22 protein-coding genes are annotated in these 26,514 nt (G+C 35.1%); 10 read left to right on the top strand and 12 right to left on the bottom strand.

The features are described 5' to 3' along the window. The first annotated feature begins 61 nt into the window (after positions 1 to 61). From leuS to infA, 5 genes are all read left to right on the top strand, one after another. Positions 62 to 2,644, top strand: a complete 2,583-nt coding sequence (gene leuS, locus AC5LXV_RS07760) for a leucine--tRNA ligase (RefSeq protein ID WP_110433983.1) — start codon at positions 62 to 64, stop codon at positions 2,642 to 2,644. 36 nt (positions 2,645 to 2,680) lie between these two features. Continuing rightward, a complete protein-coding gene (gene lptE, locus AC5LXV_RS07755) occupies positions 2,681 to 3,175 on the top strand; it encodes an LPS assembly lipoprotein LptE (RefSeq protein ID WP_493451665.1) in 495 nt (164 codons plus the stop codon). Between the two features lie 9 nt (positions 3,176 to 3,184). Then, the gene (gene holA / locus AC5LXV_RS07750) at positions 3,185 to 4,189 is read left to right on the top strand and encodes a DNA polymerase III subunit delta (RefSeq protein WP_493467879.1); all 1,005 of its coding nucleotides are present in this window, start codon (positions 3,185 to 3,187) and stop codon (positions 4,187 to 4,189) included. Next, the gene (nadD, locus tag AC5LXV_RS07745) at positions 4,183 to 4,839 is read left to right on the top strand and encodes a nicotinate-nucleotide adenylyltransferase (protein ID WP_493467878.1); all 657 of its coding nucleotides are present in this window, start codon (positions 4,183 to 4,185) and stop codon (positions 4,837 to 4,839) included. The genes holA and nadD overlap by 7 nt, the downstream gene beginning before the upstream one ends. A 225-nt stretch (positions 4,840 to 5,064) precedes the next feature. Further along, entirely contained in the window at positions 5,065 to 5,283 is a 219-nt protein-coding gene (infA, locus tag AC5LXV_RS07740; RefSeq protein WP_025315083.1) for a translation initiation factor IF-1, read from the top strand. Positions 5,284 to 5,405: 122 nt separating this feature from the next. Here the strand turns inward: infA and AC5LXV_RS07735 are convergent, their stop codons facing one another. Then, positions 5,406 to 6,872: an amino acid permease gene (locus AC5LXV_RS07735; RefSeq protein WP_258363941.1), complete on the bottom strand. Its 1,467-nt coding sequence runs from the start codon at positions 6,870 to 6,872 to the stop codon at positions 5,406 to 5,408. Between the two features lie 178 nt (positions 6,873 to 7,050). Continuing rightward, positions 7,051 to 7,317, bottom strand: coding sequence for a YkgJ family cysteine cluster protein (locus AC5LXV_RS07730; RefSeq protein ID WP_493446277.1), 267 nt, complete (start codon positions 7,315 to 7,317; stop codon positions 7,051 to 7,053). Positions 7,318 to 7,427: 110 nt separating this feature from the next. Between AC5LXV_RS07730 and efpL the strand changes: the two genes are divergently transcribed. The 4 genes from efpL (at position 7,428) to AC5LXV_RS07710 (ending at position 11,200) form a co-directional block, all read left to right on the top strand. After that, positions 7,428 to 8,000, top strand: a complete 573-nt coding sequence (efpL, locus tag AC5LXV_RS07725) for an elongation factor P-like protein EfpL (protein WP_493467877.1) — start codon at positions 7,428 to 7,430, stop codon at positions 7,998 to 8,000. 14 nt (positions 8,001 to 8,014) lie between these two features. Then, the gene (gene ttcA / locus AC5LXV_RS07720) at positions 8,015 to 8,911 is read left to right on the top strand and encodes a tRNA 2-thiocytidine(32) synthetase TtcA (RefSeq protein ID WP_493446429.1); all 897 of its coding nucleotides are present in this window, start codon (positions 8,015 to 8,017) and stop codon (positions 8,909 to 8,911) included. A gap of 227 nt (positions 8,912 to 9,138) precedes the next feature. Then, a complete protein-coding gene (locus AC5LXV_RS07715) occupies positions 9,139 to 9,966 on the top strand; it encodes an MBL fold metallo-hydrolase (RefSeq protein ID WP_493467876.1) in 828 nt (275 codons plus the stop codon). A gap of 13 nt (positions 9,967 to 9,979) precedes the next feature. Continuing rightward, complete coding sequence (locus AC5LXV_RS07710) at positions 9,980 to 11,200, top strand: MFS transporter (RefSeq protein ID WP_110433991.1); 1,221 nt, start codon at positions 9,980 to 9,982, stop codon at positions 11,198 to 11,200. 52 nt (positions 11,201 to 11,252) lie between these two features. Here the strand turns inward: AC5LXV_RS07710 and AC5LXV_RS07705 are convergent, their stop codons facing one another. The 9 genes from AC5LXV_RS07705 to rplM form a co-directional block, all read right to left on the bottom strand. Further along, positions 11,253 to 13,421 carry an extracellular solute-binding protein gene (locus tag AC5LXV_RS07705; RefSeq protein WP_493467875.1) on the bottom strand — a complete coding sequence of 723 codons (2,169 nt, stop codon included), beginning with the start codon at positions 13,419 to 13,421 and terminating at the stop codon, positions 11,253 to 11,255. Between the two features lie 75 nt (positions 13,422 to 13,496). Next, positions 13,497 to 16,334: a bifunctional [glutamate--ammonia ligase]-adenylyl-L-tyrosine phosphorylase/[glutamate--ammonia-ligase] adenylyltransferase gene (gene glnE / locus AC5LXV_RS07700; RefSeq protein ID WP_493467874.1), complete on the bottom strand. Its 2,838-nt coding sequence runs from the start codon at positions 16,332 to 16,334 to the stop codon at positions 13,497 to 13,499. Between the two features lie 1,229 nt (positions 16,335 to 17,563). Then, on the bottom strand, positions 17,564 to 18,481 hold the full coding sequence (locus tag AC5LXV_RS07695; protein WP_493467873.1) for a CYTH domain-containing protein: 918 nt from the start codon (positions 18,479 to 18,481) through the stop codon (positions 17,564 to 17,566). 64 nt (positions 18,482 to 18,545) lie between these two features. After that, positions 18,546 to 20,279 (bottom strand): ABC transporter ATP-binding protein, encoded by a 1,734-nt coding sequence (locus tag AC5LXV_RS07690; protein WP_493467872.1) that lies wholly within the window; start codon positions 20,277 to 20,279, stop codon positions 18,546 to 18,548. Then, positions 20,272 to 22,098, bottom strand: a complete 1,827-nt coding sequence (locus AC5LXV_RS07685; RefSeq protein WP_493467871.1) for an ABC transporter ATP-binding protein — start codon at positions 22,096 to 22,098, stop codon at positions 20,272 to 20,274. Before AC5LXV_RS07685 ends, AC5LXV_RS07690 begins: the two co-directional genes overlap by 8 nt. 209 nt (positions 22,099 to 22,307) lie before the next feature. Then, positions 22,308 to 22,712: a ClpXP protease specificity-enhancing factor gene (locus tag AC5LXV_RS07680; protein ID WP_110433997.1), complete on the bottom strand. Its 405-nt coding sequence runs from the start codon at positions 22,710 to 22,712 to the stop codon at positions 22,308 to 22,310. 44 nt (positions 22,713 to 22,756) lie between these two features. Further along, on the bottom strand, positions 22,757 to 23,389 hold the full coding sequence (sspA, locus tag AC5LXV_RS07675) for a stringent starvation protein SspA (RefSeq protein WP_110433998.1): 633 nt from the start codon (positions 23,387 to 23,389) through the stop codon (positions 22,757 to 22,759). 302 nt (positions 23,390 to 23,691) lie between these two features. Then, positions 23,692 to 24,084, bottom strand: coding sequence for a 30S ribosomal protein S9 (gene rpsI, locus AC5LXV_RS07670; protein ID WP_034901366.1), 393 nt, complete (start codon positions 24,082 to 24,084; stop codon positions 23,692 to 23,694). An 11-nt stretch (positions 24,085 to 24,095) separates the two neighbouring features. Further along, positions 24,096 to 24,524, bottom strand: coding sequence for a 50S ribosomal protein L13 (gene rplM, locus AC5LXV_RS07665; RefSeq protein ID WP_034901369.1), 429 nt, complete (start codon positions 24,522 to 24,524; stop codon positions 24,096 to 24,098). Between the two features lie 277 nt (positions 24,525 to 24,801). Here rplM and AC5LXV_RS07660 point away from each other — a divergent pair, with 277 nt between their 5' ends. Next, positions 24,802 to 25,422 (top strand): YrbL family protein, encoded by a 621-nt coding sequence (locus AC5LXV_RS07660; RefSeq protein ID WP_493467870.1) that lies wholly within the window; start codon positions 24,802 to 24,804, stop codon positions 25,420 to 25,422. On the opposite strand, the gene pmrB is transcribed toward AC5LXV_RS07660, so the two are convergent. Continuing rightward, a complete protein-coding gene (pmrB, locus tag AC5LXV_RS07655; protein WP_493467869.1) occupies positions 25,394 to 26,494 on the bottom strand; it encodes a two-component system sensor histidine kinase PmrB in 1,101 nt (366 codons plus the stop codon). The two genes, AC5LXV_RS07660 and pmrB, sit on opposite strands and share 29 nt — an antisense overlap. Positions 26,495 to 26,514: the final 20 nt, after the last annotated feature.

Raw genomic sequence — 26,514 nt, 5'->3', positions numbered from 1 at the left:
ATAACCAATACAATTAGCAAATTATTTTTATTAGCAATAATAGATAGGACATTAATTCGTCATGCAAGAACAATATCGCCCAGATGAAATTGAAGCCAAAGTACAAAAACATTGGCAAGAAGAGAAAACTTTCCACGTTACTGAAGATCCATCTAAAGAGAAGTATTACTGTTTGTCGATGCTTCCTTATCCTTCCGGTCGTCTGCATCTTGGTCATGTGCGAAACTATACAATCGGGGATACGATTTCACGCTATCAACGTTTAAATGGTAAAAATGTTTTGCAACCTATCGGTTGGGATGCATTTGGTTTGCCAGCAGAAGGTGCGGCCGTTAAAAATAATACAGCGCCGGCTAAATGGACTTATGAAAATATTGCTTATATGAAAAAGCAATTGCAATTACTTGGTTTTGGTTATGATTGGGATCGTGAAGTGACAACTTGCCGTCCTGAGTATTACAAATGGGAACAATGGTTCTTTACTAAACTATTTGAAAAAGGTTTAGTTTATAAAAAAACTTCGGCGGTTAACTGGTGCCCTAACGATCAAACCGTTCTTGCGAATGAGCAAGTAGTTGAAGGTTGTTGTTGGCGTTGTAATACTCCGGTTGAACGTAAAGAGATTCCACAATGGTTTATTAAAATTACTGCATATGCCGATGAATTATTGAATGATTTAGATACGCTTGAAAGTTGGCCAGAACAAGTTAAAACCATGCAACGTAATTGGATCGGTCGTTCTGAAGGTGTCGAATTTGATTTTGCAGTTGAAAACTATAATGATAAGTTACGTGTTTATACTACTCGCCCAGATACCTTAATGGGTGTCAGTTTTGTTTCGGTGGCAGCGGAACACCCACTTGCACAATTAGCTGCGCAAAATAATCCTAAAATTGCTGAGTTTATTGCTGAATGTAAGACCACCAAAACTGCTGAAGCCGATATGGCAACTATGGAAAAGAAAGGCATGGCGACTGGATTTTTTGCCATCCATCCATTAACCGGTGATAAAGTTCCAGTTTGGATTGCAAACTTTGTTTTAATTGAATATGGTACTGGTGCAGTAATGGCGGTTCCTGGTCACGATGAACGTGATTATGAATTTGCCTCAAAATATAATCTACCTATTAAACCAGTTATCTTAAATCAAGATGGACAAGCTCCCGATCTTTCTGAGCAAGCTTATACTGAACACGGTAAACTATTTAATTCTGGCGAGTTTGATGGCCTTGATTTTGCGCAAGCATTTAATGCCATTGCCGATAAACTTATTGCTTTAGGTATTGGTAACCGTAAGGTAAATTATCGATTACGTGATTGGGGGGTTTCTCGTCAACGTTATTGGGGCGCGCCAATCCCAATGGTGACCCTTGAAGATGGTACAACTATCCCAACCCCTGAAGATCAGCTTCCGGTGATTTTACCTGAAAATGTTGAGATGAATGGTATCACCAGTCCTATTAAAGCCGATCCTAATTGGGCAAAAACCACTGTTAATGGTCAACCTGCGCTACGAGAAACGGATACCTTTGATACCTTTATGGAGTCATCATGGTATTACGCTCGCTATACTTGTCCTCATTATGACAAAGGTATGTTAGATGAAAACGCAGCCAATTATTGGTTGCCAGTTGATCAATATGTTGGCGGTATCGAACATGCAATTATGCATTTACTTTATTTCAGATTTTTCCATAAATTGATGCGAGATTTCGGTTTGGTTAAATCTGATGAGCCAGCAAAACGTCTGCTTTGCCAAGGTATGGTGTTGGCCGATGCATTTTACTATACCAGCCCAACTAATGAACGTATCTGGGTGTCACCAACTGAAGTGACTATTGAGCGTGATGATAAAGGTCGTATTGCTAAAGCTACAGATAGTAAAGGCAATGAGCTGGTTCACGCCGGTATGACTAAGATGTCTAAATCGAAGAATAATGGTATTGATCCGCAAGAGATGGTGGATAAATATGGTGCCGATACTGTGCGTCTATTTATGATGTTTGCTTCACCTGCTGACATGACCCTTGAATGGCAAGAGTCAGGGGTTGAAGGGGCTAACCGCTTTATTAAACGTGTATGGCGTTTGGTATATGAACATGCTCAAGGTGGTCAAGCAGGCGCGCTTGATATTGCTAAATTAAATGCTGATCAAAAAGCGTTACGTCGTGAATTACATAAAACGATTGCGAAAGTGAGTGATGATATTGGTCGTCGTCAAACCTTCAATACTGCTATTGCCGCAGTAATGGAATTGATGAATCGCTTACAAAAAGCCCCGCAAGAGACAGATCAAGATCGAGCATTAATGAATGAATCTTTAAATGCGGTGGTTCGATTACTTTACCCTATGATGCCTCACGCTTGTTTTGTTATGTGGCAAGCATTAGGTCATAGTGAAACGATTGATAATGCTTCATGGCCGGTTGCCGATGAATCAGCAATGGTTGAAGACGAAAAATTAATTGTGGTGCAAATTAATGGTAAAGTACGCGGTAAATTTACAGTAAGCGCTGATGCTCAACAAGATTTTGTTGTCGAGCAAGCAAAACAAGAACCCAATATTCAAAAATACTTAACTGATACCACAATTCGCAAAGTCATTTATGTGCCAGGTAAGTTATTGAATCTAGTGGTAAGTTAATATTGTTGGATAATTGAGATATAGGCGGTAATACCAATGAAAAAATATTTAGCTTTACTGATGTTATTGACAATATCACTAACTGGTTGTGGCTTTCATTTGCAGCATGAAACAGAGGTTCCAGCTCGATTTAAAACACTCTCTTATATTAGCGGCGACCCTTATGGTCGTTTGTCTAGAGATATTAAAGAGTTACTGCGTGACAATGGCGTAATTTTGGCTGATGTTAATGATGTGGCAAAATATCCATCACTAAGAATAGTTGGTGATTCTTTGGATAAAAGTACTATATCAATCTATCAAGATGGTAAAGCGGCAGAATATCAACTGGTACTAGCGGTTCAAGCTCAAGTGGTAATTGCAGGTGAACAAATTCACCCAATTAACGTTCGTGTTTTCCGCACATTCTTTGATAATCCAGCCGAAGCACTAGCGAAAACGGTAGAACAAAATTTAATTGAAGATGAAATGTATAAACAAGCTGCAAAACAGATCATCGGTAAATTAAAATCGGTTGATACCGCTAATTAACCAGATACTATGATTAAAATTAGTGCGGAAAAAGTAACCCAGCATTTAGGATCGCCCTATTATTTAATTTTAGATAGCGATCCTTACTTGAAACACTATGTACTAACTGAATTACGTAGTGCATTTAAACGAGCTCACTATGATGAGCAACTCTCTTTTACTATCAATGCCCAAACCGATTGGACTGCAATGTATGATTGTTGTCAGGCAATGAATCTGTTTTCAAGTAAAACCCTGCTCTGTTTAGATATTGGTGAAGGCGTACTTAATGTTTCAGTTGCCACAAAGTTAAATACGTTATGTGAAATGTTAACTCCTGATATTGGCTTGATAATCAGTTTAGTTAAGATAACCAAAACTCAGGAAAATGCACCATGGTATAAGGCTTTATCGGATAAATTAGTAGTGGTGAATTGTGTAACACCAGATGCAGCACAATTACCTCAATGGATAAGAGCCTATTTGCAACAAATGCAGATGACTATTGAACAACCTGCTATTGAATTGCTTAGTTACTATTATGAAGGTAATTTACTGGCTTTAACACAAATTATCGAGCAGTTAAAGTTACTTTATCCAAACCAGACTATTACTTATGATCAAGTTGAATCTAATATCAACGATTCGGCAATATTTACGCCTTTTCATTGGATTGATGCAATGATCGCCAATAAAGCTAAGCGTGCAATGCATGTGTTACAACAGCTTAAGATGAATGATTTTGAGCCATTGATATTGATGCGTATTGTTCAACGTGAATTGATTTTATTAATCAATTTAAAATTGGCTTTAGCAGACAAATCCCCTCGACAGGTTTTTGATGAATATCGAGTCTGGCAAAATAGAAGATCGATGTATAGTGCTTATTTAAATCGCTTTGATATTAAAAGTCTATTTGCGTTACTGGCGACTTTAACTGACATCGAGATTAGCTTAAAGCAGAATAATGATTTATCTATTTGGGATGCGCTGTTAAGTTTAACTATGCAGTTTATGGGGTTAGAAAAGTGTTAACTGCGTTATTTGGTGGTACTTTTGATCCCATTCATTATGGTCATTTGCGCCCTGCTTTAGCTTTAGCCGAAGAGATAGGATTGAGTAATATCAGTTTGTTGCCTAATCGGATACCGCCGCATAAACCTCAACCAGGGACCACAACTGAGCAACGTTTAGCTATGTTGAAATTGGCAATTGCTGATTATCCGCTTTTTACAATTGATACTCGTGAATTACAGCCGCAACTGATTGATCACCCCTCTTTTACCATAGATACCCTTAAAGCATGGCGTGAGCAAAATGGTGCTCAATCAGCCTTGGCTTTTATTATGGGGCAAGACTCTTTACTTAGTTTACCAACGTGGAAAGAGTGGCAAAAACTCGTCGATTATTGCCATTTGCTTATATGCAAAAGACCTGGTTATGCTCAACCCACTTTCGAAAGCAATTTACAAACCTGGATCAATCAACATCAAACCAATGATATCCAAACATTACACCACAGCCCTAACGGTTATATCTATTTTGCTAATACGCCACTTGAAGCGATTTCTGCGACAGAAATAAGGCAAAATATTGATGACCTACAAAGGTGTAAAAAGTTATTACCGCTCAAAGTTTGGCAGTATATTCATGAGCATGGACTTTATAATTTAAAGAAATGTTAGAAATGACTTTACATCTGAGAGTTTTTTCGGCATTATTTCGCCGCTATATTTAGATATTCTATTTATAGCTGTTCTGTGTTTATACTCAAATCAATGAATTTACACACACCAAAAATTGGTGATTAAGTTGATAAATTCGCTTTTCTAATTTAAGCATAAAGAAAATCGAAGTAATATTAATTGATTTGAGTGTATTTAATTTGTATTTAATATTAAGAGGCCCCAATGGCAAAAGAAGATAACATTGAAATGCAAGGTACTATTCTTGATACTCTTCCGAATACGATGTTTCGTGTTGAACTTGAAAACGGTCATGTTGTTACCGCACATATCTCTGGAAAGATGAGAAAGAACTATATTCGTATTCTGACTGGCGATAAAGTAACGGTTGAAATGACACCTTATGATCTTTCAAAAGCGCGTATCATATTCCGTAGTCGCTAATACCGTTATCACACTTGTTGTTTGTATATCGTTAACCAGTTTATAGGTTATTTTCTCTTTTTTAATACAATTCCGTCGACAGATGTCGACGGAAGCGCAATGCTAATTTAGATGTGATTAGATTAATCCATTTGAGAAAAATCCATTTGATCGTATTTTATCCATTTTGTCTTTTTAACAATCTTATAACCAAAGTAAATTGCAAGAAATAATGGAATACCGATGTAAGTGGCAATAACACCATTCCAATCAATGGTATCTTGTAAAAATGCTTCATAATTTTGACCTAGCGTAATAGTCAAACAGAGTACGAAGGCAAAAATAGGACCAAATGGGAAACAACTTGAGCGATACGGTAATTTATTCAGATCCCGCCCTTGTGACACATAACCTTTTCTAAAACGATAGTGGCTAATAGCTATACCAAGCCATGCAATAAACCCGGTCATTCCAGACATATTAAGTAGCCATAAATAAACTTGTTGGTCTTTGTATAGTGAAGTTAAAAAGCACAGCATAGCCACTAATGTTGTGGCAAACAGCGCCATATCCGGTACACCTGATGAAGATAATCGACTAAAGATTTTAGGAGCCTTCCCCTCTTTAGCTAAGGCATATAGCATACGTGTTGACGCATATAAACCCGAGTTACCCGCGGAAAGGACTGAGGTTAAAATTACTGCATTCATGATAGCTGCTGCTGATAATAACCCTGCATGTTGGAATACTAAAGTAAATGGGCTAACACTAATATCCGTTTCGTCATTACGCAGTAAATTAGGGTCAGTGTAGGGAATAATTAAACTAATCACTAAAATCGCAAAAATATAGAATAGTAGTATACGCCAAAAGACTTGTTTCATGGCTTTGGGAATATTTTTTTCTGGATCTTTTGATTCTCCCGCGGCAATTCCAATCAGTTCGGTACCTTGGAATGAGAAGCCTACAACCATCGCAACACCGATCATTGAGGAAAATCCACCAACAAATGGTGCATCACCTATTTCCCAGTTTTGCCAACCAGCATTTTCAGCACCTTTTAAGATGCCAATTATCATCAATAAGCCAATCACAATAAATAATAAGACAGTAACCACTTTGATTAATGAGAACCAAAATTCAGCTTCACCAAAGCCTTTTACAGAAATATAGTTCAAGCAGAAGATGATACTTAGGAACAATAAACTCCATAACCAACTATAAGCACCTGCATCAAACCAATAGGAGATCACTAATTGTGCCGCAACTAAGTCAACCGCAACGGTAATCGCCCAGTTGTACCAATAGTTCCAACCAATGGCAAAACCAAAGGCCTCATCAACATAGCGAGCACCGTAAGTTGCAAAAGTTCCTGAAACAGGAAGATAAGCTGCAAGCTCACCAAGGCTAGTCATTAAAAAATAAACCATTATGCCAATAATCGCATAAGAGAGTAAGGCGCCACCTGGTCCCGCTTGTGCAACCGTAGCTCCAGAGGCAACAAATAGCCCGGTACCGATTGAGCCACCAATAGCGATCATTGCTAAATGGCGAGCTTTCAAATCACGCTTTAATTTTTTTGTCATATCAATCTTCTTCTTATTAAACAGATTAAATTTACTAAATATCCTAGCTACTACCTAATGTGTTATAGATGAGTAACTGATTTAAGCTAATTTATTTGATATTTATCATTAGCTAATAAAGTGCGTGAAGTGTATCAAAAAAATTTATTTGCGAGATAAATAATTCTAATAATACAGCGGATATGTTAAATATTCGCAATACTTAGTTGCTAGTTAACTGTTCTAATTGAGTTAAATAATTGAATGCTTGGTTACGATTAGTACCACACATTTCAAAACATGGCTTTAAGTGACTACAAACTTTAGGGCGGGTTGCTTGACCAAATAATTTGCATTGAAAATTTTCATCCAAATTATAACAAGGGACTCCCGCCGGTTTGCCGTTTGGCATACCTGGCATAGCTGATGAGATCGACGGTGCGATACAACAAGCACCACAATTTTTACGGCATTGGCATGAATCAGTCATGAGAATTGGATGAATTTGAGATTGTTTTATAAATTTTATTGGTGACAATAGCAAGTTAAGAGTAAAATAGCGAGCTAATTTTTAACTCTTTTAAATATGAAGAATGTATTATGGCTAAAGCAAATGAAATAAAACGTGGTGATGCAGTCACCTATAACGGCAAGTTGTTGCTGGTAAAAGAAATTGATGTACAAAGCCCTAGTGCTCGTGGTGCAAGTACACTCTATAAAATGCGTTTTACCGATGTTAAATCTGGTGGCAAAGTTGAAGAGCGTTTTAAAGGTGATGATATTTTAGATACTATCGAATTATTTCGACGCCCTGTTAGCTTTTCTTATATTGACGGTGATGAATATGTGTTTATGGATAATGAAGACTATACGCCGTTTATTTTTAAGAAGGATCAAATTGAAGAAGAACTGCTATTTATCCCTGAAGGTGGTATGGATGGCATTCAAGTTTTAATAGCTGAAAGTGAAGTGGTGGCTTTAGAATTACCACAAACAGTTGAACTTGAAATCATTGAAACGTCGCCAAGTATTAAAGGTGCGTCGGCAAGTGCACGCACTAAACCGGCTACACTCTCTACTGGTCTTGTTATTCAAGTACCTGAATATATTGATAACCACGAAAAAGTTAAAATTCATATTGCTGAACGCCGATATATGAGCCGAGCGGAATAATCAATTAAATCGTGATGAATACATACAATCAAAATAAATTACATAAACGCTTACGTCGTCTTACTGGCGAAGCAATCGCTGATTTTAATATGATTGAAGAAGGCGATCGTATAATGGTCTGTTTATCAGGCGGTAAAGATAGTTATACATTGCTAGACATTCTTATTAATTTAAAAATCAGTGCCCCAGTGCAATTTGAATTAGTTGCCGTTAATTTAGATCAGAAGCAGCCAGGATTCCCTGAACATGTTTTACCTCAATACCTAGAATCCTTAGGTATTGAATATAAAATTGTTCAAGAAAATACTTATGGTATTGTTAAAGAAAAAATCCCTGAAGGCAAAACTACCTGTTCACTCTGTTCTCGGCTTCGACGTGGTATTTTATATCGCACTGCAACTGAACTTGGCGCAACCAAAATAGCGCTTGGACATCATCGTGATGACATTTTGGAAACCTTGTTTTTAAATATGTTTTATGGGGGCAAACTTAAGGCTATGCCACCCAAGCTGATGAATGATTCGGGTGAACATATTATTATTCGACCTCTTGCTTACTGCAAAGAGAAGGATATTGCCAAATATGCTGAAATAAAACAGTTTCCTATCATTCCTTGTAATCTTTGTGGTTCACAGCCTAATTTACAACGGCAAGTGATCAAAGAGATGCTAAATGATTGGGATAAAAAGTTTCCTGGTCGTATCGAAACCATGTTTCGTGCCACGCAAAATATCACCCTTTCGCATTTATGTGATACCAGCCTTTATGATTTTAAAGGGATTAAGAAGGGTGATATCGATGTTAATGGTGGCGATTTAGCTTTTGACCGTGAAGATTTACCACCAATGATGGGATTTGATGCCTCAGAACTTGATGATCAAGATCTAATTCTTTGGAAAGAAGCCAACTAAAGATTATCTCTTCCCGCTCAATTCCTCTATTATCGGCGATGCTCAATATCGTCGATAATCTCTCTCAGCATTAAAACAGTAACCGTTAATATATAAAATTTGATCCAGCTCACGAATTAGCAAAAAAAAATATTAATTTTATTGTGGTTATAATAACATTAAAATAAAATTGAATCGTTCCAATTTTTATAAAATAATGATGTTTGAAGTTTAATTAGGAGAACAATGTGAAATTACAGTTTTTGGGTACGGCTGCATCGGAAGGTATCCCAAATCCTTTTTGTAAATGTCAGATTTGTGAAAAAACACGCATTGAAAAAGGGAAAAATATTAGAACCCGCAGTTCAATTCTTATTGATGATATTGTGCAAATTGATTTTGCCCCAGAATATAGCTATCAAGTTATGAGAGAAAACATTGATGTCACCAAAATAAAGGACTTATTGTTTACTCACACTCATCCTGACCATTTTAATGTCGGCGATCTATTTAGTCGTATGGTGGATTATGGTTTTAATATTGACCATCCTCTATATGTCTATGGCAATGATATTGCTATTAATGGCTGTTTAAATGTCCTACCAGGATATAGTCATGAGCGTTTTGTATTTAATTTATTAGTGCCTTTCCAAACAGTTGTGACTTCTGCTGGCTATACCGTTACTGCTCTGCTGGCTAATCATGCTAAATGGGAATTCTGCTTTATTTACTTAATCGAAAAAGATGGAAAAACGTTACTTCATGGCCATGATTCAGGCTATTTCCCTGAACTCACTTGGCAGTGGTTAAAAGATAGCGGTAAAAAAATTGATATGGCTATTTTTGAGTGTACTTACGGCTACAAACAGAATGATAAGACCAATAACCACATGAGTATTGAAACCGTTATTGCAACGCAAAAGCGTATGTTAGATGAGGGTATTTTCGATTCAAACACTCAACTTATCACTTCTCATCACTCGCATAGCAGTGGTTTTATGCATGATGAATTGGTTGAAATATTTAAACCTTACAATATTCAAGTTGCCTATGATGGCTTGACGAAGACGATTTAAAATGGAGTTTTATATGTTTAAAATACCACGCTTACTGGTAATGATGTTTTTACAATATTTTGTGCAAGGTGCATGGAATATGGTTATTGGGGCAGTGCTTGCTGCTTATGGATTAAAAGAAATTGTTGGTTCAACTTATTCTGTTTTAGGGATCGCAACCATTATCTCTCCACTTTTTATTGGAATGATTGCTGATAGATTTATTGCCTCGCAAAAAGTAATGGGGATATTACATATTTTAAATGCTGGTGTTTTATTTATCATTCCTAATTTTGTCGAAAGCGGTAATATAGCTGGCTTTTTAATTATGATTTTTATTGTTGGGTTATTATTCTATCCAACAACTGCTTTAGCGAATAGCGTTAGCTTTAGACATATAGATGGCGTGCGTTGGTTCCCAATTATTCGGGTATTTGGTACTATCGGTTTTATGATTGTCGGATTGATTCTTGGTTACACCGGATTTTCAAGTTCAATTAACTCATTTTTACTTGCTTCTGGTGCCTCAGTGGTTTATGGGATCTATTGTTTCACCCTACCAAATACACCGCCAACCAGTCGAAATAAAAAATTCTCAATCCGTGATGCAATGTGTTTAGATGCATTATCACTTTTCAAAGATAAATATTTCACTATTTTCATGCTTTCGACTTTTGTCTTAATGATAACTAAAACTGCATACAGTGCTTATTTACCAGTGTATCTACCTGTATTAGGTCTAGAGCCTGCTTCAATGATGCAAATTGCCATCGCAACCGAAGTACTATTTATGTTCCTTTTATCATTCTTATTAAGTCGTTTTGGCTTCAAAAAAATCATTTTATTCGGCGCAATTTGTTGGGTAATTCGTAGCATGATGTTATCGCTGGCAGCAACATCTGACGGTAATATGTTCTTCTATATTATTGGTACTTTGTTATTACAAGGTATTTGTTGGGACTTCTTCTTTACTGCGGGTGATATCTATGTTGATAAGAAAGCCGGTCCAGAAATTAAAGCTCAAGCTCAAGGCTTACGTTTTATTGTTTCTAACGGCTTTGGGGTATTTATGGCGGCATCAGTATGTGGATTTATCAATAATCGCGTTGTTACCGAAAAAACACTACCAAGTGCTGGACCACAATGGCAAGAGTTTTGGATCTACCCTGCTGTAGTTGCCGCAATCGTTGCTGTTGGTTTCTGGTATTTCTTTAGAGATAAAGATGTCATCATGACACCTAACAAGCAGAAGTAGATATTAAAGTAAAATAATTGCTTTAATTTAAAAGATTTATCATGGCTAATAATTATTTATTAGCCATATTTTTTTCAATTTCCGAATTGATCAACTCAATGACTTGCTTTGAGCTATATTGATTGGTGATCCATTGTGTGAGATGTTTACCAATAATGTTTTCCATCAATCTTAAATTAACCGCGTTCCCTGTCATGCTATTTTCCCGAATTCCATTGGCATATTGTTGTTGTACCACTGGTAACCATGGATAACTTTTAATAATTCGATGATTTTGAAAAATAGTATTTTGAGCAGTGGCCCCGCCAAGTAGTGCTATTTGTTCGCTAATTTCGGTGGAATAAAGCCAATTGAAAAAAGTTTTAACTTGTTCGTCTTTAGAGCTGCATTTTGACATCCCTAGGGAACCACCACCAAATAGTGACTTTTTGCCAGGTACTTTGGCATACCCGACTAAAGGTAAAATATTACGATGATTGATATAGCTAAATAAATTCATATAAACAATTAACATGGCAAGTTTACCTTGTTCAAATAAATTTACCGACTCTTGCCACCAAGTTGATTGTATATTTTTAGCCACGCTTATAAATGATCGCATCTGATTCAAGGTACTTAGCGCAATAGCTGGATTTAAAGCAAACTGATTAGCATTGATTAACTTTCCACCTTGAGAATAGTAACGAACTAAAAACTCAGATGCGATAAGTTCATAATTACCGAGAGTAATACAACTGCCAAACTCTACATGGGATTCGGGGTTTTGTTGTCGATTAAAAAAGGTTGCAATTTGGTCAAACTCTTTAAAGTTTTTAGGAATATCAAGATGTTGCCGATATGTTTCATAATAAGCCCGTTTAATTAATGGATCATTAAATAAATCTTTGCGATAAAAGAGCATCTGAACACTAGGATCAAAAGGAATAGCATAAGCGGTGCCATTCACATAACTAAAGCGCTCAACAATTTCTGGAGGATATTTTGCTAATAGCTGGTTTAAGTTAATATCTAAGTTGGTTAAGGGTTTAAATACCGACGGTGCGAACCATGGTAATCCGGCCATATCAATTCGAATTACATCGATTTGCTGATGCTGCTCAAGTTGATTAAGAACTGGATATATTTCATCGAAAGGTTTTATTATTAAGTTAACATCAATGCCACTCATCTTTTTAAAATGCGGCAATAGTTTTTTAACTGCTTGGGTTGATGGACTGGGTAATATCAAAAAGTTAATGGTTTGTGAATGTTTAGTGATGTTATCAGAGCCTGAATCAGGTAATAATGAAAATCCTTTATTCTCAAGCTGGTTAATCTTTTTTCCATCTATCAACTTAATAATTTGCTCACTTAATATGCCATAATTCATATGGTATTGGTAAATATTATCTTCATAAAAAAAACTATTATTAGTTAATGTATAAATTGCAGGACAAGATTGTAGACTACCAAAATAATTTGCATTGCGCACAAAATGAGCTCGATCCATATCCATGGTGATAATAGCATCATAATTAACCTGCTCGTCTGCAAAAAAACTAAAGGCTAAGTTATAGGTACCGTTAGAAGGTTTTGAGGTAATGTTATTCAGGGTTATATCGTAATGCTGTTCTTTGAAGGTATTTTGTAAACCTTTTTTGAAGGTTTGGATATGAGTATAATGTTCTGAATTACTAAATAGGCCAATGCGACGATAGGATTTTTTCATTAACTCTTTAGCAATATCTTGCCCGGCTTTTTCATAATCAAGGGACACAAACTGCTGTGCGGATAAAGGTTTTCGATATACAAAGATAATTTTTTCCTTTGGTAATTTAACTTTTTGGTAATAGTCAGTAGCATCGGATAATGAACTAACCACTATAATGGCATGATCACGTTTCGCCGCTATTTTTTGTATGAATTGTAATTCAAGTTCTTTAGAATCATAAGTTAGGTAAAGGGAAAGTTCATAACCCTGTCGGTTAGCTTGACTAAATAGACCATCATATAAATTGCTATACTGCTCTGAGGTAATATTTGGCAGTATTACCGAAATAGATTTGGTTGAACCTCCTCTCAAAGTTTTGGCTGATAAATTGATTTGATAACCAAGTTGTTGAATCGCTTGTTCAACCAATTTAATTTTTTTTACACTAACATTACCACGGTCGTTAAGTACATTTGAAACAGTACCATGAGATACCCCAGCAAGTTTCGCAATATCTTTGATCGTCGCCACTAAATATTAAACTCCATAAGTTTTTCTTATTAATCAAATCAACAACATTAATCAAGAATAGATTTGGACTAACTATTATTTAAGCCATTTTAACCAGCTTTGGTTAACAATCTGTTTTTCTGATTTAAAACAGGAATCATCAACGGTGCTAGGTAAAAGTTGTAATGATAATTGATGTATTTCATTACGCATATCAATATAAGCTTTAGTTAGTTGCTCTGCTTCTTGACTATCCATAATTTGATAATTTGCCGCTAACTCGAGAATTCGTACGTTATCACTCCATGTGGTCATTTTAGGGTATTGATGTGCATAGTTTAGTACCAGATATTGAGATAAGAATTCAATATCTCCAATACCGCCTTCATCAATTTTTAAATTAAACCGATGAGATTCAGTAGAACCTAAATAGGCTCGCATCTTTTCACGCATCTCTCGGACTTCGGTTTTTAATACATTTTCCTCACGTTTTTTACATAGAACATCATGTCTGATTTGATTAAAGCGTTTAATAAGATCTACTTCACCATAAACAGCTCTTGCTCGAACCAGTGCTTGATGCTCCCATGTCCAAGCTTCATGCATTTGGTAATCATAAAATGCGCTCAAGCTACAGGCTAATAGTCCTGCATCCCCTTGAGGACGTAAACGAACATCAACTTCATAAAGAATACCAAAGCTGGTGCGGACATTAAATAGGTGAATGATTCGCTGCACCAATCGCAAGTAAAATTGGCGGCTATCAATTTGTTTATCCCCATTGGTCATGCTATCGGCTGGACAGTCGTGAAGAAATACCAGATCTAAATCAGAACCATATCCTAATTCTAAGCCACCCAATTTACCATAAGCAATAATAACTAAGCCTTTTTGATTATCGGTTAAATGTGCGGGTATTCCATAACGAGCCACCATTTGATTCCACGCCATTTGAACGACAAAATCAAGCAGTGATTCAGCGACATAGGTTAAATGATCACTAACTTTCATGGTATTTAATACCTGTTCAACATCAGCCGCCGCTATGTGCAGTAGTTGCATCTGTTTGAACTGCCTTAATGCCTCAAGTTGTTGTTCTTCATCATCAACCTGAATTCTCAGTAAATATTGATAAAGTTCACTTTTGTATTCATTAGGTGCAACAGTTTGATAAAGTGAGTTAATATCTATTAGCTCATCTAATAGAATTGGATAATGTGCAAGCTGTTCACTAATCATTGGCGAAGCACTACATAATCGAATTAGTTGCTTCAATGCGGTTGGGTATTCAAGCAGTAATTCTAAATACGTTGTTCGACTAACAATATTCACTAATAGCGGTAAAATCCGCGACAATACGATTAGCGCATGCTTATCATTACAAACCGATTCCAATAATCTTGGCATTAGCTGATCAAGGATTTCTCGGCCGCGAACACCAATCGTCCTTTTACCGATATCATCACGAAATTGGCAAAGCATTTGATAGAGTTTTTCAGCATCATCATGTGCATAGTTGGATAATACCGAAGTAACATCACTTAATTGTAAATCCGGTACCCAAAGATCAGCATATTGGTCGTTGTTTATGTTATGTGATGTTTCTGTTGATTCATCTCCGATAAGCTGATTGAATATTTGTCGAGTAAATTGCATTCTTCGAGTGAGTTCCGTTACAAATTCGTTCCAGTTACTAAAATTCATGCCGATTGCTAAACGTATTTGGTCTAATTCATCTTCTGGTAGAGTTTGCGTTTGCTCATCATGCATCGCTTGTAATAGATTTTCACAGCGACGTAAGAAGAAGTAGTTTTCTCGTAGCGTATTCACTTCGTTAACATTAAGTAGGGATTCTTGTTCAATCACCTGTAGCGCCGATAATAGGGAACGAGTTTGTAAACCAACAACTCGGCCACCGCGAATAAGTTGAAAAACTTGTACGATAAACTCTATTTCACGAATACCACCTGCCCCAAGTTTGATATTATTGGTTAAACCTCGACGACGAACTTCGCGTTCAATCATGCTTTTCATATTGCGCAATGATTGTAATACACTGAAATCAATATAACGGCGGTAAACAAAAGGTTTTAGCATTTGGTAGAGTTCTTTGATGTAAGGATCTTGCTGATCGCCTAGTATTTTCGCTTTTACCATAGCGTAACGTTCCCAGTCTCTGCCCTGTTCTTGATAATAGTCTTCCATCGCGGAAAAACTCAAGACGAGCGGACCGCCATCGCCAAGCGGACGTAAACGCATATCAACGCGGTAAACAAAACCATCTTCGGTAATTTGGTCTAAAGCTTTTATTAGACGTTGTCCCAAGCGGGTAAAAAACACTGCATTGTCTAATTCTCGCCGGCCACCTTGTGTTTGACCATGCTCAGGGTAGGTAAAAATAAGATCAATATCGGAGGAAAAATTAAGTTCTCCACCACCTAATTTCCCCATACCTAGGATGAGTAATGGCTGAGCTTGTCCCTGTGAATTATAGGGAGTTCCCCATTCTTTACAACTTAGTTCATAAAGCCAATCTCGTGCAGTGACAATAATCACCTCAGCTAAGTGAGAAAGTTGCAATAAAATTTGCTCATCACTACTTGTGCGGGTTAATTGTGACCATTCGAGTCTTAGCAAAATATAGCGCCTAAATAATCTTAGCGCTTTCATCAATGCTAACTCATCAAATATTGATGCTAATTTTTCAGTTAACCACGGTTGATAGTAATTTCTTTCATCAGCTTGCGGAGGATTGTTAACAATATCTGTCAGCCACTCTGGATAGCGATAAACAGCATCAACAATAAAATCACTTTGCAGCAAAATATCAAGGTTATCGAGCACCTCTTTTGCATCACATTGTGATAATTGGGAGATAATTTTCTGTTTTTGCTGATCAATTAATGGTGAAGCTAGCGATATAGGCTGAGACATAATAAGCACTCACTTAAAATAGTTACATGTTGATGAAATCACCTAATTAACTATTATAAATGACTTTTTAAGTTCACCTATCTTTTTATTAAACAAATCGCGAAAAACAGTATTGATACTTTTTCGCAATCTGTTTACCGATAAAACTGTAACTGCTGACTATCGTTAGGTCTTATATTGCTTGTTTACCTTATCATTGTTATTGGTTATAACGTAACGGCCAATAACAATGTTATATTCTCTGATTCGAATGGCGGGTTAATGTTTATCAAAAAACAGCTTTGTCATCTTTCTTACCAATAGACAACTTGAAATCAACAAAGTAATTAAAAACATCCATAAGTAGAACAATTTAAAAGTATTAGAGATAATATCGAATGGTAGGAAATTATAGATATAGTTGTAAATGTATAGAATAAGTACTAATAAAAGACAGTTTAATATAAAAGTAATAAGCGAACTAAAAATTACCTTTTTTAAAGCCAAAATTTCTGTTACCGCGGTAAAGCATTTTCTTAGCAAGAAATAACCAATTAAATTTACTATTGATAAAAATGTCGCCAATAAGACTATAGAGAAAATCAGGTTACTTAAACTGTAATACATACCATCGAAAAGCAACAAATATGACATGGTTATAAAGAAACAGTTATAAAAACAGATGAATAACACCATATGTAACTTCTGACTTTCTGTTTCGGTTAATATGATTTCGTTACAGATATAATTTTTTTTGAATAATTTAATACTAAGATAAGTACAAAGTGTTATAAAAAAATAGAAAATGAGATGCTCTGCGAGATGAAATATATATGCCGAAAAATTATCTCCATCTTTGATATTTAAAAATCTTAGTTTAGACACAATCCAATCATAACTATAAGAGTAGTAACTCCAGCGAAAAACCATGTAGCTTAATACAATAAATATGGCAACTAAGAAGGTATTAATAATGTTTTTCCGATTAATTATGGAAATGGAATACTGATTAAATGCTATTGTGGAAATAGTAAAAAGAACTGCTGAATTAGGTATTTGAAGAAAAAAACTGATTAAAACTTGCTTAACAATTTTCAAGGCAATTTGATCAGTCCCAACATATAACGATATAAAATCGTTATCAAATTTGGTAAGATAAATAACGATAAAAACACTATATAATAACCAATAAAATACCACTAATAATAGTGGTAATTTGAAGAGGGTTGTTTTCATTTTAATTCGTATACCTATTTTTTATTTATTTCAGCCATTAACAACAATTTGAACTTGTTATTCACCTCGCAATAAGCAAACTGTTTAATCGAGTCAATAAATGGTATCGCCATTTGCCACTGTTTAAATTCAGGCTCAATTTGCAGATTTTTGTTAATAAGTATCTCGTTTATTTGAATAAGTAGCTGTTTATAAAAAATTAAATCATTATTTGCTAAAGCATATTCTTCATTTTGTTGCCAAAAGTTTAGTAGACCGGCTAAACTTTGCTCAATTTGTGAACAAAGAACAGTAGGAGTTAAGGTTAAGTTATCTAATAAACGATAGCCCCGAGAAGCCTTACTCTGAGAAAATAGATGTAAGTTAAAGCGACTTAATTCGATCGCAAAGTTGAGCAAATCTTGCTTATTGCCTTGTTTGATTTCTAACTCTACCTCTTGTATTGGCATAGATTGACCATTTGAGGTAATTTGCCCCAAATCTAAAGCAACTTCAATTTCGCTATTGGCAAATGAAATCAGCCAAGTTTGCCGTTTAAAATTGGTGGTAAAAAGAGGCCTTAACTGCGTTAACCCATTAGGTAATGCCTCTTTCGGTAGGACACTTAAATCGAGCTTATCATTAGGTAAAGGTTGGTTAATTTCAATGCGTTCATGTAATCCACCTACAGAATTACCTTTTGATTTTAAGGTAATTTCAAAACACTTAATTTGCTCAGTTTCTGTAGTTCGAATTCGAAGACCACAACCATTACGTCGTAAAAAATGATCTTCAGTATCGTAATAAGTGTTAGTCAGATTTAATTGACTAACCAAATGTTGTTGCGATGAAAACTCGGCTTCATCACAACAAACCCATTGATTTAAGTAATTTTGTAACTGCTCTATATCACTTTGATTGATTTGAAACTTTAATTCAATTTCGTTACTCATTTGTCTGTTTTTTATCAGTTATTTTGCTATATGATATACTGATTAAGTTGATAAATATAGCCTGTCATGAAGTAATCGAAAATGTCTGTTTTTGTAAACTATAAAGCTTGGTAAATAAACCATTTCTTGCCATTAATTCATGATAATTACCTTGTTCAACAATTAAACCTTTATCTAAGACAATAATATTATCCGCACCGACGATGGTTTTTAGGCGATGAGCAATAACAATCACGGTTCGATCTTTGACTAAATTAGCAATTGCTTCTTGAATATAAATCTCATTTTCTGGATCTAATGAAGCGGTAGCTTCATCAAGTAAAATGATTGGCGCATTTTTTAATAATGCTCTGGCTATTGAGATTCGTTGTCTTTCACCACCTGAAAGCTTACTACCGTTTTCACCGATTAATGTATTCCAACCATCTGGTAATCGAGCTATAAGTTCGTCACATCGGGCTATTTTAGCTGCTAGTTTAACTTCCTCATCACTAGCATTATGCTTACCAATTCGAATATTATTCATGATGGTATCATCAAATAATACTACCTGTTGAAAAACAAAGGCCATGGAGTGCATCAAGGTTTCAGGATCAATCTGTTTTATATCCTGATTACCGATGGTGATTTTACCGGAATTTACATCCCAAAAACGAGCAATCAATTGCAATAAGGTACTTTTACCGCTACCTGATGGTCCAACTAATGCCGTCATTTTATTTTCCGGAATAGTACAACTTAAATCATTGATAACACTGGTTTGGTTATAGGAAAAGTTAATATGATCAAGATTAATAGTAAAATTATCAAAAGTTACATCATCTTTACCTTCCATGATCGATTCAGTTTGCAGACTCTTCATTCTGTCGATAGAGACAAGCATATAAAACAGTTCAGGTAATAATGTTAAAACCGATATCAAAGGGCTATAAATCCGAGAACTAATAATAATAAAAGCAATAAAAGTAATTGGATCCAAACTACCGGTAACCATCAAATTAACTCCTAGGAGTACAACAATGCCTAAACCGACCTGCAAGACCATGGTAGACAAGGTGACAATAATGCCGCCTATTCCTTCAAACTTAATTGATGCCCACATCATATTTTTAAGGGCTTGATCTAACCGCTGGAATTTTTTACCACTTAAGCCAAATCCTTTTATAATCTTTATACCTTCAAGATATTCTTGAACTTCGCCTGATACAGCTAATTTGGATTGAACATGTTTTTCCCCTAATTTTTGCTCTAACCTTTTACCGACAACAACAATAATAGTGGCAATTGGTAAAGTACAGAAAATAGCGCCAGCCATACGCCAATCATAAAATGCTAAGAGACAACATGTTATAAAGCTACTTAATGAATAACCAATCAATTGCGGTATTACATGGCTAAGCATGTTTTCTATAACCGCACAGTCTCCCATAATATTAGCAGTGAGCTCTGAAAGATCTTTTCGATTGAAAAAGCTAAGCGGTAATTTTCGCATCTTTTCAGCAACTTCAATTCGGGTATTAGCTGCTTGACTAAAAGCATTAGTATAAGTTTTTTTATATTCTCTTTTATAACATAGTAAGAACAAGATTGCTGATAGCCCTCCTAAGCCAGCCATCATCCAGAGATAATAAATATTTACCGGTATTTGATTAGTTAATGGTTCAATTAACAGTATGATTATTTGTAACAAAATGACAAAAGGTAACATTAATGACAAATTGGAAATGCTACAAGCTATTATAGCTTGATTAAGATTTCTACTTTCGATATCAGACAACATTAAGATTTTTTTAAACATGTGCCACCTCATCATTGTGACTAGAACCATCCATCTGCCAATCTAACGTTTGTTTATAGTATTGCCACATTTTGTAATAGGTTTGCTGACGATCAATGAGTTCGTCATGAGTACCCTTCTCAACAAGGTTACCTTTATCTAATACTACAATCTGATCTGCATCTTTTATTGTCGATAAACGGTGAGCAATCATAATAACGGTTTTACCTTCCATCAAAACTTTCATGGCAAGTTGAATTTTATATTCGTTTTCTGGGTCGGCAAAAGAAGTCGCTTCATCTAAAATCAAGATAGGCGAATTTTTTAGTAGCGCTCTGGCTATCGCTAAACGTTGCATTTCCCCTCCTGAAAGATGCATTCCTTTGGCGCCAATTACAGATTGATAGCCATCAGGCAGTCTTTCAATAAATTCATGACATTGTGCAGCTTTAGCTGCGGCAATAACTTCATCTAAACTAGCATCGGGTTTACCGATTTTAATATTATCGAGAATAGTTTGTTTAAAAAGAAAAACATCTTGAAACACGAAACTTACTAGCGATAATAAATAGTCACTCTTCATTTGCCTAATATCCACACCACCAATCGTGATTGAACCTTTATTTGGATCAAAAAAGCGAGGAATAAGTAAAGATACTGTGCTTTTACCACTTCCCGACAGTCCAACTAGCGCGGTAGTGGTTCCTTGTTTGGCATCAAAAGAGATATGATTCAAAGCATTATTTTCTGGGGCATCGCTTGCCTCATTTGTATCATAAGCGAAAGTAACCTCATTAAAACAAATATCATAATTATCGACTTCAAGGCCCGATTCTGGCTCAACCAATGGCTTGGTATTTAAAATATTATCCATATTTTCAACACTTTTCACTGCTCGTTGTAAACCTTGCGAGACATATAAAAGTTTAAAAAATGGTGCCGGTAATGCCAATGAGAAGATCAAATAGAAAATAGAGGCCAAAATAAAATTCGCATAATTATCAGTCACACCTAATAACCAAATTATTACTGGAACAATAAAAAGATAAATATTATTTAAGATAAGAATGAAAAATGCCATATGGTATTTGAAGCAATTAATAAACCTAAGGCAATATTGTTCATACGCTTTAATTGATTCATAAAAACGTTTGAATGAGAAAAACGTTTGGTTAAAAGCTTTGACAACCGTTATTCCGCGAATATATTCCACCGATGCATTGCTCATATCAACAAGTCGCTTTTGAAACTCTTGCATATTATTTTTGATACCTTTTCGACGGTAACCGCTGATTAACACAATATAGGCTAAAATTATTGGTACTAACGTTGCTAAACCTAAACGCCAATCGAAAAAGGCTAAAATAATCAATATAATCACAGGTGTTGTAAATGATCCAATGATATCTGGTAATTGATGGGCAATAAAAATCTCAATTTTTTCAATATCATCATCTACAACTTTTCGTAATTCTCCACTCGAATGTGCAGTATAAAATCCAAGTGGTAAACATGATAAATAACGAACAAAATTATATTTTAAATGATAGAGAGTTTTAAAAGCGGCAATATGTGAAAAACAGAGTGCAAGAAAATTAAAAAAGATTGAACAAGCAGCACCTATAAAAGCCAACCAACCATAATTAATGATAAGTTCACTATTTAATAGTTGATGATTAACCAGCGCCGTTATTATTTCGTAAACTATATAATAAACTGAAATAAAGGGAGTAAAAGCTGTCGCCACACTCAGGATTGAAAATAAACAAGAAAAGATAATTATTATCTTATATCTAAATGTGAGTTGCCAAAGCCGATAACTGGGGTTACTTGTTTTCATTGAATAAGCACTTTATAACTGAAATAATAATCATTATCAATTATAAATTATCAAATAACAATTACTTTCATACATTGTATGATTTATCTTCACTATTATTAGGATAGATATTATCTTAGAAAGGAAGGTATCCTATTTTTAGCAAAATTCAAAATAGGATAATAAAATTAGGTTAGTAGTTAAAAATAATTAAGAATAGTTAAGAATAATTATTTAACTACTCGGAAAGGATTATCCGGTTTGGCTTTTTCTGATGGTTTATTGATGCCGTCTCTTAATGCTTTGTAATGTGGTTCATCTTCAAATCCCATCCCCACTCCATTTTCACGAGCATAGATAGCTTCAATGGCGGCCATTGGCACCACAATATGTTGCGGAACGCCGGAAAATCTAGCATTAAATTCAATTTGATCGTTATTTGCCAAATATTGACCAACCGAATGAGGAGCAATATTAAGTACTATCTGATTATCTTTGACAAACTCTTGTGGAACCAATACGCCATCAATTAAAGTATTAACCACAATATAGGGAGTTAATTCGTTATCTAAAATCCAATCATAAAACGCCCTAAACATATAAGGACGACGAGGAGTCATGTTATCAAGTTCCATAACGGCTACCTTGTTGAGTTGCTAAGCTGTAATTATTTAAAATATTATGCTCTTATTTTTCTTTCATCTTCAGTTAACGAGCTTATAAAAGCAGGACGTTCAAAAATACGTGCCATATATGATAGATAATTTTTCTCAGCAATTTTTGGTAATTCAATACCGATCATTGGTAAACGCCAGAGTAATGGTGCAAAATAGCAATCACACAAAGTAAAATCATCACTCATAAAATAATCTTTTTCTTTAAACATAACCGAAATAGAAACTAAATCATCAAGCAAATTTTTACGCGCTTCTTTGGCTTCGTTACTATCAGGATCGGCTAAGATGGTTTCGTAAGCACTGTACCACTCTTTTTTAATACGGTACATTGTTAAGCGAGAATTTGCTCTAACAATTGGGTATACCGGCATTAATGGTGGATGAGGAAAACGTTCATCTAAATACTCTAGGGCAATATGTGGTTCATATAGAGTCAGGTCACGATCGATTAATGTTGGAATTGAACCATATGGATTAAGATCCAATAATTCTTGAGGTAAATTATTTGCTGTAACAAATTCAACCTCTGCGGTTACCCCTTTTTCTGCCAACACGAAACGAATCTGATGGCCGTAAATATCAGTTGTATCACAAAATAATGTCATTACAGAACGTTTATTAACAGCAACAACCATGTTCACTCCAAATATGCAAATTTAAAATAAGTTATTATATGATTACTATTCTAGCAAATTGGATAACAAATTTGTTAAAAAAAATGTATTTTCTTTTTGTTTTTTCTAAGAATAGTCTTTTTAAACTTTTGTTAACGGCGTTTAAAAGAAGGAAAATAGATAAAATAAAATAATTATCTAATTGAATAATTTACAATTAATAAAAAAGTAAAATTATTATTACGGTAGTTTATAGAGCAATATTAAATAATCAAAAAAACCCAGCATAGGCTGGGTTTTGAAACAAATTTGTAACGTAACAATTAACGTTTGCTGAATTGTGGACGACGACGAGCTTTGCGTAGACCCACTTTTTTACGTTCAACTTGACGTGCATCACGAGTAACAAAGCCCGCTTGACGTAATGAAGAGCGTAAAGTTTCATCATATTCCATTAATGCACGAGTAATACCGTGACGAATCGCACCAGCTTGACCTGAAATACCACCACCTTTAACAGTAATGTAAAGATCAAGTTTGTCAGTCATTTCAACTAACTCTAAAGGTTGCATTACAACCATACGAGCAGTATCACGACCAAAGTATTGCTCTAATGAACGCTTGTTAATAACGATATTTCCACTACCTGGTTTAATAAACACGCGAGCAGCAGAACTTTTGCGGCGACCTGTACCGTAATATTGATTATCAGCCATCTTCTATCCCCTTAAATATCTAATACTTGCGGTTGTTGTGCCGCATGATTGTGCTCACTACCAGCATAAACTTTAAGTTTGCGGTACATTGCACGACCAAGAGGACCTTTCGGTAACATGCCTTTTACAGCAATTTCGATGACTTGTTCAGGATGACGTTCAATCATTTCTTTAAAAGTCGCTTCTTTAAGTCCACCGATGTAACCAGTATGACGATAATAGATCTTATCAGTGCGTTTTTTGCCTGTTACAGCAACTTTTTCTGCATTGATAACGATGATATAGTCACCTGTATCAACATGTGGTGTATATTCTGCTTTGTGTTTACCACGCAAACGGCTTGCGATTTCAGTAGCTAAACGACCTAACGTTTTACCTGCTGCATCGACAACATACCAGTCGCGTTTAACTGTTTCTGGTTTAGCTGAAAAAGTACTCATTCGTAATTATCCAATTTTTAATTAATCTCACGTTAATAAATCAATTGATTTATTTACACTTTTTGATCGCTACTATTTAATTAACTAACCCCTTCGAGTTGTTATACTAAATGTTGACAATCGAAAACAGTGTTGGGAAGAACACTGTTGTAACGTGGGTGGCAATATTATACAGAAATAATACAAAAGCGCTAGGATTTATAATAAAAAAAGCATAGCGATAAAAAACAGTAACTGCTACACTTTTACCTAACATTCACTAATACGATAAAGATTGATGGAAAACTTAATTCAACTTACTGAGAAAGATTATATAAGTAAAGGGTTACACCGCAAATGCTATCATCATCCCGATGATCCTAATAAATGTATCAAGGTTAATTATAATGATGGCGCAGAAGAAGAAACCAACCGTGAAATTGCTTATTATAAACATCTTATAAACCGCAACATCTCATGGGATGTATTAGCCCAATATTATGGCCTGGTAACCACTAATTTTGGCCAAGGCCATGTTTTTGAGCTTATTCGAGATTATGATGGAAAAATTTCTACCCCATTAGAAAAATACCTTTGCGATGAAAAGCTAACCAAACAATATTATGCAGCGTTAGTTGTATCACTTAAAGCATTAAAAACCGCATTACTAAAAGATCGCATTATTACGATGACAATCAAAAGTAAAAATATTCTATTTCAGCACCTATCAGCTGAAGAAAATCGCTTAATTATTATTGATAACATTGGTAATTCAACCTTTATTCCTATCGCTAATTATGTGGGATTTTTTGCCAAAGCCAAAATTGAACGCACATGGCAACGATTTTTATCATCACTTATTCGAGAAAATCAGCATAACACACTAATTACTAAGTTAATTGATGAAGTGAATCATTGAGTCTGACTTCGGCAATAGTACCCATTTTATGGTCTTGCCGATTTCTTAACGTAAATTGCCCATGATGTAATTTAGTTATACGGTTAACAATACTTAATCCTAACCCTATTCCATTATGTTTACGATCCATTCTGAAAAAAGCTTGGGTTAACTTCTCGGCTTTTGATTCATCAATCCCATGTCCTTCATCTTTGACCGCTAATATAATTTCTTCTGAATCTTTATAAAAACTGATAATGATTTTACTTTTATTTGGACTATATCGATTACTGTTTTCTACTAAATTACGAATTAATAAACGAATCAAGGTCGCATCACCATTAAAAGTAATATTATTACTCGCAATTTGCCAATCAATAGATTGTTGTTTTTGTTCGGTTAGCTCAGTTAATTCATCATAAAGAGGGAGTTGAATATCATCATAAAAATTAATTTTTTGATAATGACCTAAGGTAAATTTTTGGCTTGCACGAGCTAACATTAACAGTTGTTCCACGGTACTAACTAAGCGATCTATACGTTCAATTAATTCATGACAATCTATGTTTTCTTTAGCTTCTAACAACTCTAAATGTAGACGAATCCCGGCTAATGGTGTTCGCATCTCATGGGCAACATCAGCTGTAAACAAACGTTCTTGGGAAAGCGTATTATTGAGTCTTTCAAACAATTTATTTAATACCGTAGTAATAGACTTAATTTCTCGCATATTACTAATTGGTTTTATCGGTTTGAGATTATCTTCGGTTCTTTGATTAAGATCTTTTTCAAGTATTTCGAGTGGTTTAGTAATCCATTTAATTGCCTTATAAGCTAAAAATAGGGTCACAACCATCATGGAAAATGCAGAACAAAATAATGCGAAAATTGCCTCTAACTCTTCATGCTCAACCACTTCTGCAATTTTATTTTTACTCAAGGTTAAATTAACTAAAACGTCAATTTGCTCTTTACTTTCATGCCATAACCAAAAAACCGTAATGATTTGGCAAATTAACATAATCGCACCCAATGTAAAAAATAAATTCCAACGAATACTATGACGGATGTTATTCAAAGACTTTTCAATCATAAACTTGCCATTTATTAAGT

The organism is Gilliamella sp. LMG 34359, assembly GCF_984569085.1.
The sequence above is the reverse complement of the archived record's forward strand: the minus strand, read 5'-3'. Positions and strand labels throughout refer to the sequence as shown.